The organism is Rhodovulum sp. DZ06 (assembly GCF_050586345.1).
Lineage (GTDB): Bacteria > Pseudomonadota > Alphaproteobacteria > Rhodobacterales > Rhodobacteraceae > JBOCEF01.
Window position 1 is genome coordinate 89,383 of sequence record NZ_JBOCEF010000006.1, and the last position, 14,936, is coordinate 104,318.

The 14,936-nt window shown below is 72.9% G+C and carries 12 protein-coding genes; 8 read left to right on the plus strand and 4 right to left on the minus strand.

Translation table 11 applies throughout. From position 1 onward, the window contains the following. Positions 1-3: 3 nt before the first annotated feature. The gene (locus ACQ5SO_RS04565) at positions 4-1,605 is read left to right on the plus strand and encodes a thiamine pyrophosphate-binding protein (protein ID WP_430940400.1); all 1,602 of its coding nucleotides are present in this window, start codon (positions 4-6) and stop codon (positions 1,603-1,605) included. An 11-nt stretch (positions 1,606-1,616) separates the two neighbouring features. Here ACQ5SO_RS04565 and ACQ5SO_RS04570 read toward each other — a convergent pair whose 3' ends face one another. Together ACQ5SO_RS04570 and ACQ5SO_RS04575 are read right to left on the minus strand one after the other, a co-directional pair. Beyond that, positions 1,617-2,093: an Rrf2 family transcriptional regulator gene (locus ACQ5SO_RS04570; protein ID WP_430940401.1), complete on the minus strand. Its 477-nt coding sequence runs from the start codon at positions 2,091-2,093 to the stop codon at positions 1,617-1,619. 192 nt (positions 2,094-2,285) lie between these two features. Continuing rightward, the gene (locus ACQ5SO_RS04575; RefSeq protein ID WP_430940402.1) at positions 2,286-3,398 is read right to left on the minus strand and encodes an S-(hydroxymethyl)glutathione dehydrogenase/class III alcohol dehydrogenase; all 1,113 of its coding nucleotides are present in this window, start codon (positions 3,396-3,398) and stop codon (positions 2,286-2,288) included. Between the two features lie 257 nt (positions 3,399-3,655). On the opposite strand from ACQ5SO_RS04575, the gene ACQ5SO_RS04580 reads away from it, so the two are divergent. Continuing rightward, the gene (locus tag ACQ5SO_RS04580) at positions 3,656-5,446 is read left to right on the plus strand and encodes a hypothetical protein (RefSeq protein ID WP_430940403.1); all 1,791 of its coding nucleotides are present in this window, start codon (positions 3,656-3,658) and stop codon (positions 5,444-5,446) included. 30 nt (positions 5,447-5,476) lie between these two features. On the opposite strand, the gene ACQ5SO_RS04585 is transcribed toward ACQ5SO_RS04580, so the two are convergent. Next, entirely contained in the window at positions 5,477-5,824 is a 348-nt protein-coding gene (locus ACQ5SO_RS04585) for a HesB/IscA family protein (RefSeq protein ID WP_430940444.1), read from the minus strand. Positions 5,825-5,925: 101 nt separating this feature from the next. Here ACQ5SO_RS04585 and ACQ5SO_RS04590 point away from each other — a divergent pair, with 101 nt between their 5' ends. After that, positions 5,926-7,110 carry a deoxyguanosinetriphosphate triphosphohydrolase gene (locus ACQ5SO_RS04590; RefSeq protein ID WP_430940404.1) on the plus strand — a complete coding sequence of 395 codons (1,185 nt, stop codon included), beginning with the start codon at positions 5,926-5,928 and terminating at the stop codon, positions 7,108-7,110. Between the two features lie 565 nt (positions 7,111-7,675). Here the strand turns inward: ACQ5SO_RS04590 and ACQ5SO_RS04595 are convergent. Continuing rightward, entirely contained in the window at positions 7,676-9,001 is a 1,326-nt protein-coding gene (locus tag ACQ5SO_RS04595) for a hypothetical protein (RefSeq protein ID WP_430940405.1), read from the minus strand. Between the two features lie 254 nt (positions 9,002-9,255). Between ACQ5SO_RS04595 and argS the strand changes: the two genes are divergently transcribed. The 5 genes from argS to scpB all read left to right on the plus strand — a co-directional run bounded on the left by argS (position 9,256) and on the right by scpB (position 14,834). Then, positions 9,256-10,995, plus strand: a complete 1,740-nt coding sequence (argS, locus tag ACQ5SO_RS04600) for an arginine--tRNA ligase (RefSeq protein ID WP_430940406.1) — start codon at positions 9,256-9,258, stop codon at positions 10,993-10,995. A 137-nt stretch (positions 10,996-11,132) separates the two neighbouring features. Beyond that, positions 11,133-12,203 carry an SPOR domain-containing protein gene (locus tag ACQ5SO_RS04605; RefSeq protein ID WP_430940407.1) on the plus strand — a complete coding sequence of 357 codons (1,071 nt, stop codon included), beginning with the start codon at positions 11,133-11,135 and terminating at the stop codon, positions 12,201-12,203. Beyond that, the gene (locus ACQ5SO_RS04610) at positions 12,200-13,222 is read left to right on the plus strand and encodes a glycoside hydrolase family 3 N-terminal domain-containing protein (protein ID WP_430940408.1); all 1,023 of its coding nucleotides are present in this window, start codon (positions 12,200-12,202) and stop codon (positions 13,220-13,222) included. The genes ACQ5SO_RS04605 and ACQ5SO_RS04610 overlap by 4 nt, the downstream gene beginning before the upstream one ends. Continuing rightward, positions 13,219-14,070 (plus strand): segregation and condensation protein A, encoded by an 852-nt coding sequence (locus tag ACQ5SO_RS04615; protein ID WP_430940409.1) that lies wholly within the window; start codon positions 13,219-13,221, stop codon positions 14,068-14,070. The genes ACQ5SO_RS04610 and ACQ5SO_RS04615 overlap by 4 nt, the downstream gene beginning before the upstream one ends. Further along, a complete protein-coding gene (gene scpB, locus ACQ5SO_RS04620; protein ID WP_430940410.1) occupies positions 14,067-14,834 on the plus strand; it encodes an SMC-Scp complex subunit ScpB in 768 nt (255 codons plus the stop codon). Before ACQ5SO_RS04615 ends, scpB begins: the two co-directional genes overlap by 4 nt. Positions 14,835-14,936: the final 102 nt, after the last annotated feature.

A 14,936-nucleotide genomic window follows, 5' to 3' on the forward strand; every position in this document is an offset into this window, starting at 1 on the left:
GCCATGCCCACCGCCGCCGACCTGATCGCCCGCCGCCTGCACGCCGCGGGTGCGCGCCACGTCTTCGGCATGCCGGGGGGCGAGGTGCTGACGCTGCTGGACGCGCTGACCCGCGCGGGGCTGGCCTTCACCCTCTGCCGCCATGAGAACTCGGGCGCCTTCATGGCCGAGGGGGCGCACCACGCGACGGGCGCCCCCGGGGTGCTGCTGGCGACGATCGGGCCGGGGGTGCTGAACGCCGTCAACGCGGCCGCCAATGCGCTGCAGGACCAGGTCCCGCTGCTGATCCTCTCGGGCCGCGTGGATGGCGCGGAGGCGCAGCGTTACACCCACCAGGTGGTGGACCAGGCAGGCGCCCTCGCCGCGGTGACCAAGGCGTCGGTGCGGCTCGAGCCCGGCGCGGTGCAGGTGCAGGTGGATCGCGCCGTGCGCCTGGCGCTGCAGGACCCGCCGGGGCCGGTGCATCTCGACCTGCCCGTGACGCTCGCGGGGGCGGAGGAGCCGGAGGCCCCGGCCCTGCTGACGCCCGCCGCCGCCCCCGCCGCCCCCGCGCCGGGCGAGATGCTGGAGGCCGCCCGCGCCCGCATCCGCGCCGCTCGCCGCCCGGTGATGCTCGCCGGTGTCGGCGCGCTGCACCACGGCGCCGAGGCGGAGATCGCCCGCCTCTGCCGCGCCCGGGCGATCCCGCTTCTGACCACCTACAAGGCCAAGGGGATCCTGCCCGAAAGCGACCCGCTGGCGCTGGGCGGGCACGGGCTGTCCCCCGCCTCGGACGAACTGGTCATGCCCTTCCTGGCCGAAGCCGACCTGGTGCTGCTGGCGGGCTATGACCCGGTGGAGATGCGCCCCGGCTGGCGCGCGCCCTGGGCGCCCGGGGCGGCGATCGAGGTCGCGCATATTCCGCCCGCCCACGGGATGCATTCCGCCTCGATGGCCTTTGTCGGCGACGTGGGGGCCGGGCTGCGGGCGCTGTTCGACGGCGCCGCGCCGCGGACCGAGTGGGGCGAGGCCCCGGCGCAGCTGCGCGCCGCGCTCAAGGCCCGGTTCGAAGGCCCCGCCTCATGGGGCCCCCACGCCGCCTTCCGCGCCCTGCGCCGCGCCCTGCCGCCCGCGGCGGTGGTGACGGCGGACAGCGGCGCCCACCGCATCCTGCTGTCCCAGATGTGGGAGGCCCCGGCGCCGCGCCGCCTCCTGCAATCCTCGGGTTTCTGCACCATGGGCTGCGCGCTGGGCCTCGCCGCCGGATACGCCGCCGCGGCGCCCGACACGCCGGTCTGCGCGGTGATCGGCGACGGGGGGCTCGAGATGACGGCGGGGGAGCTCGCCACGCTGCGCGATCTCGGGCGCCCGGCGCTGGTGCTGGTCCTCGCCGACGCCTCGCTGGCGTTGATCGAGAAGAAGCAGGCCGCGATGGGCCTGCCGCGCGAGGGCGTGCGGATGGGAGAGACGGATTACCCCGCCCTCGCCCGCGCCTTCGGCGGGCATGGCGCATGGATCGACGACGAAGCGGCGCTGGAGGCGGAGGCCCGCGCGGCGCTGGACCGCGACGGGTTCACGCTCCTCGCCGCCCGGATCGAGGCGGCGGATTACGACGGGGCGTTCTAGGGGGGTAGCCTTCAGGCGCTCAGGCTCGGCGCGCGGCTGAGGCGCGGGCCGGAGCAGTCGATGCCCATCAGCGCCTTCAGGTCGTCCCCCTCGGCGATCAACTCGGCCAGGGTGCAGTCGTCGAGCACCTTCAGGAACGCCTCCAGCGCCCGTCCCACGACGCCGCGGAACTTGCAGGCGTCGATCAGCGGGCAGGTGTTGTTCTCGACATCCAGGCACTCGATCAGGCAGGCGCCCATCTCGGTGGTGCGCACCACGGCGCCGACCGAGAGCGTCTCGGGGTCCGCGGCCAGGCGCACGCCGCCCCCGCGCCCGCGCACCGTTTCGACGAAGCCGTGGGAGGCGAGGCGGTTGGCGATCTTGGCGAGATGCGCCTCGGACATGTTGCAGGCCCGCGCGATTTCCGAGACCGGGGCGAGGCGGCCGTCATTGAGGGCGCAGTACATCATCAGCCGCATGGCGTGGTTCGACCGGACGGTCAGCTGCATGATGACGTTCCCCCTAACATGGTTCTGGCAGTCTGCTTTGCGGTCCTGCGTACCGGCGGGGGGCGGCGGCTGCGTTGATCCATGTCAAGACGGGCGACGTCCCGGCGTAAAAAGAAACGGCGGGCGCGGAGAAGTCTCCGCGCCCGCCGCTTGCCATCCCGAGGGATGCGCCCGGGCCGTCGGCCCGAAGGCTCAGTAAACGACCACCGAGCGGATCGATTCGCCCGAATGCATCAGCTCGAAGCCCTTGTTGATGTCGTCGAGCGGCATGGTGTGGGTGATCATCGGGTCGATCTCGATCTTCCCGTCCATGTACCAGTCCACGATCTTCGGCACGTCGGTGCGCCCGCGCGCGCCGCCGAAGGCGGTGCCCATCCAGGTGCGGCCGGTGACCAGCTGGAACGGACGGGTGGAGATCTCGGCCCCCGCCGCGGCGACGCCGATGATGATCGACTTGCCCCAGCCCTTGTGGGCGCATTCCAGCGCGTCGCGCATCACCTTGGTGTTGCCGGTCGCGTCGAAGGAGTAATCCGCGCCGCCGCCGGTCAGGTCCACGAGGTGCTGCACCAGGCTGCCCTCGACATCCGTCGGGTTGACGAAATCGGTCATGCCGAAGCGGGTCGCCATCTCGGCCTTGGCCGGGTTCAGGTCGACGCCGACGATCTGGTCGGCCCCGGCCATGCGCAGGCCCTGGATGACGTTCAGGCCGATGCCCCCGAGGCCGAACACCACGCCGCGGCAGCCGATCTCGGCCTTGGCGGTGTTGATCACCGCGCCGATGCCGGTGGTCACGCCGCAGCCGATGTAGCAGACCTTGTCGAAGGGCGCGTCCTTGCGGATCTTGGCCAGCGCGATCTCGGGCAGCACCGTGTGGTTGGCGAAGGTCGAGCAGCCCATGTAGTGCAGGATCGGGGTGCCATCGAGCATCGAGAACCGGGTGGTGCCGTCGGGCATCAGGCCCTGACCCTGGGTCACGCGGATCTTCTGGCACAGGTTGGTCTTGCCCGAAAGGCAGTACTCGCACTCGCGGCACTCGGGGGTGTAGAGCGGGATCACGTGGTCGCCGGGCTGCAGCGAGGTGACGCCCTCGCCTACTTCGAGCACCACGCCCGCGCCTTCATGGCCGAGGATCGCGGGGAACAGGCCCTCGGGGTCGGCGCCCGAGAGGGTGAAGTCGTCGGTGTGGCACAGGCCGGTGGCCTTGATCTCCACCAGCACCTCGCCGGCCTTCGGGCCTTCGAGGTTCACGTCCATGATTTCGAGGGGTTTTCCGGCCTCGACGGCCACGGCGGCGCGGGTTCTCATGGCTCTTGTCTCCTGATCGGGGGCCCGCCGGAGCGGCGCGGGCGGTCGCGCGCAGGGAAACCCGGGATCGTTTGACTTGGCAACCCATTTTCCGACCTTTCCGGGCCTGCCGGCGGCAGGGCGGGGCGCCGGGTTTCGGTAGATTTTTCCCTGAATTGTGCGTTTTACTTCAAGTAATCGGCGGCGACTCGCGCTTGGGGCATTTTGCGTGGCGGCCGATTGTTGGATTTTTACAATATGATCTCTGGGGGATCTCCATGTCTGCCACCCGCACCGCGACGCTCGGGGCCGTTCATCGCGTGACCCTCGGCGAGGGCGCCGTCCGCCTCTCGCTTCCCGATTCCGGCCATGACTGGCATGTCTTCGCGCTCGCGCCCGGCATGACCGCGGCGGGGGCCGCCGCCACCCGGGTCGACGTGAATCTCGACGCGAGCTACGTGGACGTCCGGCTCGAGACCGCCGACGGCGCGCCCCATGGCGCGGCCGAGGAGGTGACGGTGCTGATCCTCAAGCAGGGGTTCCACGCGCTCGATGACGGCACGCAGATGACGGTCGACCGGGACACCACCTGGGGCGTCGGCGGCGAGACGGTGGTGCACAGGCAATTCACCCTGCCGATGGGCGAGGCGCCGCTGATCTTCGGCCAGGTCGGAGAGGTCACCAGCTACGCCCACGATCCGCTCTTCGACCGCGGCTACCACCCGGTGCGCTTCCAGGACGTGGGCCCGGAGCGGATGTGGATCGGCGCCGCGGGGCCGGAGGCGCAGCTCTGGGACGGGAACGGACGGGCCGAGATCTCGTATTTCATCCTGTCGGGCGGGACCGGGGGCGGCACGCTGGGCGACATCGCCTGGCGCAGCGGCTCCGCCGACACCGCCGCCGACGGCACGCTCTCGGTCGAATTCGGCGCGGCCTTCGACGACCCGGGGGCGCTGGCGCAGATCTCCTCGAATTACGGCCATGACCCGGTGACGGCGCGGACCGCCTCGGTCTCCGCGACCGGCGCCGCGTTCGCGATGCTCGAGGACCAGACGCGGGACGCCGAGACCGCGCACCTGCCCGAGACCATCGACTGGATGGCCCTCGACGGGACCGGGGCGCTGACGGTGGAGCAGCCGCGGGTGATCGAGACGGGGATCGTCTCGGTCGACTCGAACGGGATGGAGATCACCTTCTCCTCTTCCTTCGACACCCCGGTGGTCTTCGCCATGGTCAACAGCCGCAACGGCACGGACGTGGTGATGGCGCAGGCGAGCGCGGTGGAGGCGGGCGGCTTCCACCTGGCGCTGCGCGAGCCGGACGCGCTCGACGGGTGGCACGGGGTCGAGACGGTGGCCTGGATGGCGGTCGAGGCCGGGCGCTGGATGCTCGGCGACATGCTGATCGAGGCGGGGCTGACGACCAGCGGCGGGCCCACGGTCGGGGCGGGCTGGGACCGGGTGGACTTCTCGGGCGGCGGCTTCGTCAACCACCACGAGGCGTCCTCGGTCCGGGTGCTGGCCAACACCCAGACGGTGAACGGCCCGGCCTTCACCCAGACGGTCACGGGCGGCGTCGGCGAGGACGGGTTCAGCTTCGCCTTGCAGGAGGAAATGGCGGTCGCCGATGGCTGGCACGCGCCCGAGACGGTGGGCTGGCTGGCGGTTCAGACCGTCGGGAACACGGCGCATGACCGCGACCCGATGTGGGCCGGCGGGTTCGATGTCGGCGTGATCGGGCCGGGCGGGGAACGGGATGTCGACTCCCGGTTCCTCAACGACTTCTCCGCGGGGGGCCTGTCGGACGCCCAGCACGGCGCCTTCGTGCAGCGCGCGTCCTTCAACGGGCCCGGCGGGATGCTCGCCCAGGTGACGGGCTTCGACTACGAGTCGGGCCGCGTCGATTACGGGGGGGGCCATTACGGCGCGTTCTACGAATACGGGACGGTGACGGCCGATTTCCGCGCCGATCCGTCGATGGGGCCGGACGCGGGTCATGCCGTGGCCGAGAGCTTCGACTATATCGGCATCGGCGAGCCGGGCGAGCATTACGGCTACGCCTGGCTCTGAGGCCCCCGGCCCGCGGCGCGCGGGGCCGGCTTACATCGAGAAGCTGGTCCCGCAGCCGCAGGAGGAGGTGGCGTTCGGGTTGTCGATCACGAAGCGCGCGCCGATCAGCTCATCCGCGAAGTCGATGGTGGCGCCGGACAGGAACGGGGCCGAGACCGGGTCGATCAGCACCTTCTGGCCCTCGCCCTCGAGCACCATGTCGTCCGCCTCCGGGCCCTCGGCCAGGTCGATCTCGTACTGGAAGCCCGAGCAGCCGCCGCCCTCCACCGCCACGCGCAGGCACTTGGGCGACCCGTCGGCCTCCGCGATCTCGGCCAGCCGCGCGAAGGCGCGGGGCGTCACCTTGGGGGGCAGGGCGAGGTCGAGTCCGAGATCCATGCTCATTGCGTGCCGTCCGCGCGGGTTTCCGCGCGCCTCTCGATGGGATAAGGGCTTGGCCAAGATGTAAGCGCCGCGCCCCGCCGCGGCAAGGAGGCCCGATGCAGCCCCCCGCCCTCGCGCCCTACGCGATCCGCTCCGACGCCAGCCGCGGACGGCTGCACCCGGAGCCCGAAAGCGCCCATCGCTCGCCCTACCAGCGGGACCGGGACCGGATCATCCACTCCTCGGCCTTCCGGCGTCTGAAGCACAAGACCCAGGTCTTCGTGGAGCACGAGGGCGACTATTACCGCACCCGCCTGACGCATTCGATCGAGGTCGCGCAGGTGGCGCGGACCCTGTCGCGCACGCTGGGGCTGAACGAGGACCTGGCCGAGGCGGTGGCGCTGGCGCATGACCTCGGCCACACGCCGTTCGGGCATACCGGAGAGGACGCGCTGCACGAATGCATGGCCCCCTATGGCGGCTTCGATCACAACGCCATGGCGCTGCGGATCGTGACGGCGAAGGAGGCGCGCTATGCGGGCTTCGACGGTCTGAACCTGACCTGGGAGGCGCTGGAGGGCATCGCCAAGCATAACGGCCCGCTGCTGCCCGGGCCCGATGCGGACCCGGCGCGGCTGCACTGGGCGCTGGCGGAATACGTGGCGGGGCATGACCTCGAGCTGCACACCCACGCGACGGCCGAGGCGCAGGCGGCGGCGCTGTCGGACGACATCGCCTACAACCACCATGACCTCGACGACGGGCTGCGCGCCGGGCTGTTCACGGTCGAGGAGATCCGCGAGTTGCCCATCGTGGGGCCGTGTTTCGAGGCGGTGGACAAGGCGCATCCCGGGCTGGACCCGCAGCGGGCGCAGCACGAGGCGCTGCGGCGGGTGTTCGGGGTGATGGTGGAGGACGTGCTGACCACCTCGGCCCGGGCGCTGGCGGAGGCCGCGCCGGACAGCCCCGAGGCGCTGCGGGCGCTGGGGCGGCCGATGATCTGCTTCTCGGAGGAGATGTGGGCGGATCTGAACGAGGTGCGCGGGTTCCTGTTCAGCCGCATGTATCGCCACTGGGCGGTGGTGCGGATGCGGCGCAAGGCGGCGGAGGTGGTGAAGGAGCTGTTCGCGATCTTTATGGACAGCCCCGGCGTGCTGCCCGACGACTGGCGCGACGAGGTGCGCGGCGCGGCGGATGAGACCGCGCGCGCCCGGGTGGTGTGCGATTACATCGCCGGGATGACGGACCGGTTTGCGCTGCACGAGCATCGGCACCTGACGGACCCGATGGCGCGGGACTGAGCCGGGGCCGGGCGGGGCTGACGGCGAGGGGCCGGGCCGCAGGGGGCGGCCGCGCGTCGCCTCGCTTCGGCCGGCCTGTCGGACCCGGCCCGGCTTCCGGCTTCCGGCTTCCGGCTTCCGCCCCCGGGCGCCGGTGGGCCTGTGTCCCGCGACGATTGCAGGCGGGGGCCGGCGTTGGGGGGAGCATCGGCCCCGGCTGGCCTGTTTGCTGCGAGGATCATGGGCGCTGGGAGCAGGGGCGCGCCGCCCGTGTCCCGGCGTCCCATGCGCATCGGCCGGGGGAGAGCGCCCGGCGGCGCAGCCGCCTGCGGGTGCGAATGGGGGCTTGTTCCCCGTGAGCGGACGCAAGCGCCCCTCTTGGGCGGCGCAGGCTGAAGGCGGCGATCCCCGGCCATCCTCCTCCCGGCCATCCTCCTCCCGGCCATCCCCCTGGCGCTCGGCCGTCCTCGGGGAGGGGCGGGCCCTCCCGCTCGTCCGCCCGGCCGCGCCGCCTTGGCCGCCGCGCCATTGGCCGCCGTCGGGCCGGGCGCGGCGCCTGCAACCGCCGCCGTCGCGCCCCGGCGTCTCAGGCCAGCACGTCGAGGCCCGCCGCGGCGCGCCCCTCGGACAGGGCGTAGACCTCGCCCCCGATGTTGAGGAAGATCGCGCCCGCCTGGCTCACCCCGTCGATGGTCAGGCTGTCGCCGCCGCCGAAATCGAGGCGGATGCGGTCGTCCTCCCGCGTGATCTGGATGTCCTCGACCGAGGCGGCGAGGTCTTCCTCCACCCGCAGGGCCAGCGAGCCGACCGAGGTGACGGTCAGCCGGTCGGCGCCGCCGCCCTTGCGCAGCTCCACCGCCGCGTCGCGGGCCGAGAGCAGGATCGTGTCGTCGCCCGCCCCGGTGTCGATCGACCCGAAGCTGCCGCCGATCAGCGTCAGCGCATCGCGCCCGGCGCCGGCCGAGATCACCCCCGCCGCGCCCGCGGCGACCGTGATCGCGTCATCGCCCGCGCCGGCGTCCAGTTCTCCGAGCCGGCCCGCCACGACCGACACCGCGTCGTCCCCTGCGCCGCCGTCGATCCGCCAGGCGTCGACCGCGTTGACCGAGATCGCATCCGACCCGGCCCCGCCCGAGACCAGCCCGACGCTGGTGACGGAGACCGAGATCGCGTCGCGTCCCGCCCCGCCGTCCACCGCGCCGACCGCCTCGGCCGCGACGGCCAGCGCGTCATTGCCGGAGCCGCCGTCGATGATCCCCGCCACCTGCCCGGCGAAGGCGATGGCGTCGGAGCCCGACCCGCCCGAGGCCCGGCCCACCGCCGCGGCCGAGATCGAGAGCGCGTCGCGCCCCGCCCCGCCCGAGATCAGGCCCAGCACCCCGCCCGCGAAGGAGAGCGAGTCGTTCCCCGCCCCGCCCGTCGCCGCGCGCAGCAGGTCCGCGTTAAGCGCCAGCGCGTCGTTCCCCGCGCCGCCGCCGACCGTCAGGTCGCCGCCCAGCGTCCCGCGCAGCGACAGGGACAGCGCATCGCCGCCCCCGCCGCCCGAAAGCTCCTGCCGGGTGGACCATCCTGACCCCGCCTGGCGCCAGGAGAACCGGTAGGCCCAGTTCCCCGCCGTCGAGATCGCGAAGCGTTCGGCCAGGGCGAATTGCGCCCCCGCCGCGTCATCGTCGGTCTGAAGCCGCGCCAGGGCGCGAATCATCACGAAGGCCCGGCGCAGCAGCAGCTCCAGCCGCTGTTCGCGCAGGGCGGTCGAGGCGCTGGACATGTCCGCCCGCGCGCCGCGTTCCAGGAGCTGCTGCGCGGCGAGCGCCGGGATGCGCGCCCGCGCAGCGTAAGCCTGCGACCGCTTGGTCGCCGAGCCATAGCCCTGGTTGCTCATCGTAGAGGCCAAAGCGTTCACCGCCAGCATTGTTCTACCCTCATCCTCTCGGAACCCATGGGGTTGATCATGCGGCAGGAAGGGTAAAGAAACCGAAAAGAACTCCTTAACCGCGCAAGGGGTATCTCAACCCTGTCCGTCCTTGCATCGGCGGGCGCGCCCCCGGGGCGCCGCCCCCGTCCCCGCCGTGCGGCCCGGGCCGCGCAACCCGGGCCGCATTGACCGCGCCGAAGGGCGTGGTACATGACGCGCGCCCGCCTTTCGCAGCCACAGGGACGCGCCCGATGAACCTTTTCGCCGATATCCGCACGCTCGTCACCGACAGCCTCGACGCCCTCGCCGCCGAGGGCGCGCTGCCCGCGGGCATGGATTTCGGCCCCGTGGCGGTGGAGCCGCCGCGCGATCCGGCCCATGGCGACATGGCGACCAACGCGGCGATGGCCCTCGCCCGCCAGGCGAAGATGAAGCCGCGCGACGTGGCCGAGCTCCTCGCCCCCAGGCTTACCGCCGACCCGCGGGTCGAGGAGGCGAGCGTGGCGGGCCCGGGCTTCATCAACCTGCGCCTGTCGACCTCGGTCTGGACCGGCGCGGTGTCCGAGGCGCTGGCCAAGGGCGCCGATTTCGGCCGCTCCTCCGTCGGGGCGGGGCGCAAGGTCAACGTCGAATACGTCTCGGCCAACCCCACCGGGCCGCTGCACGTGGGCCATGCCCGCGGCGCGATCTTCGGCGACGCCCTCGCCGGGCTGCTGGATTTCGCCGGCTGGGACGTGACGCGCGAGTACTACATCAACGATGGCGGCGCGCAGGTCGACGTGCTCGCCCGCTCCGCCTTCCAGCGGTATCTCGAGGTCTGCGGCCAGGAATTCGTGGTCCAGGAAGGGCTGTACCCGGGCGAGTACCTGATCCCCGTCGGGCAGAAGCTGCACGCGCTCTGGGGCGACTCGAAGGTCGACGCGCCGGAGGAGGAGTGGCTGGCCGAGGCGCGCGAGATCGCGACCGAGATGATGATGGAGATGATCCGCGAGGATCTCGCCGCGCTGGGCGTGACCATGGATCGCTTCTTCTCGGAGAAGGCGCTCTACGGCACCGGGCTGATCGAATCCGCCATCGAGTCGCTGCGCGAGAAGGGCCTGATCTATCGCGGCACGCTCGAGCCGCCCAAGGGCAAGACGCCCGAGGACTGGGAGCCGCGCGAGCAGACGCTGTTCAAGTCGACCGAGTATGGCGACGACGTGGACCGGCCGATCCAGAAGTCCGACGGCGGCTGGACCTATTTCGCCCCGGACATCGCCTACCATTTCGACAAGGTCGAGCGCGGCTATGACCTGCTGATCGACGTGTTCGGCGCCGATCATGGCGGCTACGTCAAGCGGATGAAGGCGGCCGTCGCGGCCCTGTCGGACCGCAAGACGCCGCTGGAGATCAAGCTCTGCCAGCTCGTGAAGCTCTACAAGAACGGCGAGCCCTACAAGATGTCCAAGCGCGCGGGCACCTTCGTGACCCTGCGCGACGTGGTGGACGAGGTCGGCGCCGACGTCGCCCGCTTCACCATGCTGACCCGCAAGAACGACGCCCCGCTGGACTTCGACTTCGCCAAGGCGCTGGAGCAGTCCAAGGACAACCCGGTGTTCTATGTCCAGTACGCCCATGCCCGCGCCAAGTCGGTGCTGCGCATGGCGGAGACGAAGGGCGTCGACGCCTCGGGCGTCGCGGGCGCCGACCTGTCGCTGCTGTCCCACCCGGCGCATGTGGAGCTGATGCGCAAGCTCGGCGAATGGCCGCGTCTGGTGGAGATCGCCGCCCAGCACCAGGAGCCGCACCGCGTCGCCTTCTTCCTGCAGGAGCTGGCCGCCGATTTCCACGGCCACTGGAACAAGGGCAAGGACACGCCCGAACTGCGCTTCGTGCAGGAGGATGACGCCGCCGTCACCCTGGCCAACCTGGCGCTGGTCGAGGCCGTCGCGGTTGTCATTTCGGCCGGTCTTGGTATCCTTGGCGTCACCCCGCTGAACGAGATGCGCTGAAGCGCACCGCCGGCCGGGGTGTTCGAGCAGCAGCGCCCCGGAGAGGACCGGCAGGCGGAGAGACGCGAGGGGGAGCGCCCCCGGCGCATCCCCGACCCAGAACCGCCCCCGGCGCGCAATGACAGTGCAGGCGGGTCATGGCGGATATCCATGCCGGCGGCGGCGGCTTCGGGCCGTCGACGCCTCGCGGCGGGCTTCAGCCCCTCTCCACCGCGCTGGGCGCGGGGGTCGCGCTTGCGCTGATCGGCGCGGTCGCGTGGTGGGGCTACGGCGTCTCGAAACGCGACGTGGGGCAGATCCCCGTCATCGCCGCCTTCGACGGGCCGATGAAGGTGCGCCCCGAATCGGACGGCGCCCCCACCCTGACCAATGTCGACCGGGCCATCGGCGCCGTGCTGGGCGGCCAGCGCGCGGCGGAAACCCGGCTTGCGCCCGAACCCGGCGCCCCCACCGATGAAGACCTGCCCTTCGCGCGGCTGGGCGAGCCGGCGGAAGACGTGGCCGCGCGCCGCCTCGGCGGGCTCGACGCCCCGGCGCAGCGCCGCGTGCCGGGCGCCGAAGCCGGGGCCGGCGCCGGCCCCGCGCCGCTGCGCCCCTCGGACCGGCTCGCCGCCCCGCTGCGCCAGCCGGGCGCCGAGGCCGCCGTTCCCGCGCTTCCGGGCGCCGGGGAAGGCGCGCCGCCCGCGGCGCCCTCGGCCCGCGCCGAGGCCCCCGCGCAGGCGCAGGCCCAGCCCGAAGCGGCCCCCGCCCCGGCCCCCGCGCCGCAGCAGCAGGCCGCCCTGGCCCCGGCCGAGCCGGTGGACCCCGAGAACGCCCTTCCCGTCGCCCCGCGCACCGCGCCGGTCGCCCTCGCGCGTCCGGGCGCCGATGCGCGCGCCGAGGCCGCCGCCGCCGCCCGCGCGGCCGCCGCGGCCGAGGCGGAGGCCCGCGCCGCCGCCGCCGCGCGCACCCTCTCGCCCGGGGACGACGCCGTGCAGCTCGGCGCCTTCAACTCGCCCGAGGTGGCCGAGGCGGAGTGGAAGCGGCTGTCCGCGAAACATGCCGACGTGCTCGGCGGCGCGGTCCATGCCGTGACCACTGTGAAATCCGGCGGCCGCACCCTCTACCGGCTGCGCGCCGGGCCCGCGGACAACCGCGGCGCCGCGCAGAACATCTGCGCCGCGATCAAGAACCGCCGCGATCCCTGCGTCGCGGTGAAGATCCAATGACCGCCGCCGCCATCCTCGGCTGCGAGGGCCTGCGCCTGACGGCGCAGGAGAAGGCGTTCTTCCGGGACGTCTCGCCCTGGGGCTTCATCCTGTTCGCCCGCAACATCGACACGCCTGACCAGGTGCGCGCCCTCTGCGCCGAGCTGCGCGAGGCCGCGGGCCGCAACGCGCCGATCCTGATCGACCAGGAAGGGGGCCGCGTCGCGCGCCTCAAGGCGCCGCACTGGCGCGAGTGGCCGCGGATGGACGACCTGCTGGCGCGGACCCTCCCCGAGGCGAACGTCAACGTGGCCCTCCGGGTGCGCTTCCGGCTGATCGCGGCCGAGCTGCACGCGCTCGGGATCGACGTGAACTGCGTGCCGATGGTCGATGTGCCCGCGCCGGGCGCCGATCCCATCGTCACCACGCGGGTGATGGGCGCGGACCCCGCCCAGATCGCCCGCCGCGGGCGGCAGGCGGCCGAGGCGCTGATGGATGGCGGCGTGCTGCCGGTGGTCAAGCATGTCCCCGGCCATGGCCGCGCCACCGCGGACAGCCACCTGGACCTGCCGGTGGTGGACGCGGACCTCGCGACGCTCCGCGCGACGGATTTCCTGCCGTTCCGGGAGCTCGCCGACCTGCCGATGATGATGACCGCCCACATCGTCTACCCGGCGCTGGACCCCGAGAATTGCGCCACGCACTCCCCCCGCTGCATCGACGCGATCCGCGGCGATATCGGCTTCCACGGCCTGTTGATGACCGACGATCTCGGGATGCACGCGCTGAAGGGGAGCTTCCGCGAGCGCGCCGAGGCGTCCTTCGCCGCGGGCTGCGACGTCGCGCTCCACTGCTCGGGCAAGATGGCGGAGATGCGGGACCTGGCCGAGGGCCTGCGCGCGCTGGACGGCCCCGCCGCCGCCCGCGCCGCCGCCGCCGAGGCCGCCCGCACCCCGCCGCACCCGGTGGATCTCGAGGAGCTGGACCGCCGCCACCTCTACCTGGTGGGCGAGGCCGAGTACGAGGGAGGCAAGGCATGACCCGAACCCCGTTCGATCCGCTCGGCCGCGCCCGTGCCCCGGCGCGCGACATTCCCGACCGGCAGACGGCGCTGGGCCTCGCCGAGGCCGATGCCGAGGCCGCCGAGGCGCTGGTGGTGGACGTGGACGGGTTCGAAGGCCCGCTCGACGTTCTGCTGACGCTGGCGCGCGGGCAGAAGGTGGACCTGCGCAAGATCTCGATCCTGCAGCTGGCCGAACAGTACCTGGCCTTCGTCGAGGCGGCGAAATCCCGTCGCATCGAGCTCGCCGCCGATTACCTGGTGATGGCGGCCTGGCTCGCCTACCTGAAGTCCCGCCTGCTGCTGCCCCCCGACCCCGAGGAAGAGGGCCCGAGCGCCGAGGAACTGGCCGACCGGCTGGCCTGGCAGCTCGAACGCCTCGAGGCGATGCGCAAGGCGGCGGCCGAGCTGATGTCCCGCGACGTGCTGGGCCGCGACCGCTTCGCCCGCGGCGCGCCCGAGCCGATGATGCAAAAGCGCCGGGTGCAGTATGACGCGCAGCTGATCGACCTGATGCGCGCCTATGCCCGCGTGCGCACCCGGGCGGAATACGAGCCGCTGCACATGCAGCGCGACCCGGTCTATTCGATGGAACAGGCGCTGGAGCGGCTGCGCGCCGTGGTCGGCCGCACGCCCGAATGGCGCAACCTGATGGCCTGGCTGCCCCCCGCCTGGCGGATGGACCCGAAGAAGCGCCGCTCGGCCATCGCCGCCTGTTTCGCCGCCTCGCTCGAGATGGCCAAGCGCGGCGAGGTGGAGATCCGCCAGGACGAAACCTTCGGCGAGATCAGCCTGCGCGGCCTGCCCGGCGGGCGCGCCACGGCATGAGCGCCTCCGGCAAGGGGGAGGGCGAGAAGCCCCGCGCCCCGGTCGAATCCCTGTTCGAGGCCCCGCCCGCGGCGGAGCAGGAGCGGATCGTGGAGGCGCTGCTCTTCGCTTCCGCAGCCCCCCTGTCCCTTGGCGACCTGCAGCGCCGGATGCCCGAGGGCTCCAGCCCCCGCGCCGCGCTCGACGCCCTGCGCCGCCGCTATGAGGGGCGCGGCGTGCGGCTGGAGCGGGCCGGGGACGGCTGGGCCTTCCGCACGGCGCCGGACCTCGGCTGGCTGATGACCCGCGAGGTGGTGGAGGAGCGCCCCCTCTCGCGCGCCGCCACCGAGACGCTGGCCATCATCGCCTATCACCAGCCCGTCACCCGCGCCGAGATCGAGGAGATCCGCGGCGTGGCGGTGTCCAAGGGCACGATCGACATCCTGATGGAGCGCGGCTGGGTCGCCTTCGGGCGCCGTCGCATGACCCCGGGCCGCCCGGTGACCTTCGTGGTGACGGCGGAGTTCCTCGACCATTTCGGCCTCGCCAACCCCGGCGATCTGCCGGGGGTGAAGGAGCTGCGCGAGGCGGGGCTGCTGGAGAACCGCTACCACCCCGGCCGCGCGGGCGAGGAGGACGAGGACGACCTTCCCGGCGGTGATGACGGGCAGGAGGACATGTTCCGCCGCCCGGATCGGGATGACGGCGACGATGCGGTGCCCGACGATGACGCGCCCGGGGAGGATCGCCCCGAAGACGAGGACGGCGCGCCCCGCGGCGCCTGAGCGCCCCGGCGCCGCCGGCTCGACACTCCCCGGCCCGCCTTTCGGCGCCCATCCCGCGGGGCCGGGGCCTCTCCCGCCTCTCCTGCGCCTCAACGCCTGTCC

Coding starts and splice junctions, on each gene's coding strand:
- ACQ5SO_RS04565 (WP_430940400.1), top strand. CDS start 4: ATGCCCACCGCCGCCGACCTGATCGCCCGCCGCCTGCACGCCGCGGGT.
- ACQ5SO_RS04570 (WP_430940401.1), bottom strand. CDS start 2,093: ATGCAGCTGACCGTCCGGTCGAACCACGCCATGCGGCTGATGATGTAC.
- ACQ5SO_RS04575 (WP_430940402.1), bottom strand. CDS start 3,398: ATGAGAACCCGCGCCGCCGTGGCCGTCGAGGCCGGAAAACCCCTCGAA.
- ACQ5SO_RS04580 (WP_430940403.1), top strand. CDS start 3,656: ATGTCTGCCACCCGCACCGCGACGCTCGGGGCCGTTCATCGCGTGACC.
- ACQ5SO_RS04585 (WP_430940444.1), bottom strand. CDS start 5,824: ATGGATCTCGGACTCGACCTCGCCCTGCCCCCCAAGGTGACGCCCCGC.
- ACQ5SO_RS04590 (WP_430940404.1), top strand. CDS start 5,926: ATGCAGCCCCCCGCCCTCGCGCCCTACGCGATCCGCTCCGACGCCAGC.
- ACQ5SO_RS04595 (WP_430940405.1), bottom strand. CDS start 9,001: ATGCTGGCGGTGAACGCTTTGGCCTCTACGATGAGCAACCAGGGCTAT.
- argS (WP_430940406.1), top strand. CDS start 9,256: ATGAACCTTTTCGCCGATATCCGCACGCTCGTCACCGACAGCCTCGAC.
- ACQ5SO_RS04605 (WP_430940407.1), top strand. CDS start 11,133: ATGGCGGATATCCATGCCGGCGGCGGCGGCTTCGGGCCGTCGACGCCT.
- ACQ5SO_RS04610 (WP_430940408.1), top strand. CDS start 12,200: ATGACCGCCGCCGCCATCCTCGGCTGCGAGGGCCTGCGCCTGACGGCG.
- ACQ5SO_RS04615 (WP_430940409.1), top strand. CDS start 13,219: ATGACCCGAACCCCGTTCGATCCGCTCGGCCGCGCCCGTGCCCCGGCG.
- scpB (WP_430940410.1), top strand. CDS start 14,067: ATGAGCGCCTCCGGCAAGGGGGAGGGCGAGAAGCCCCGCGCCCCGGTC.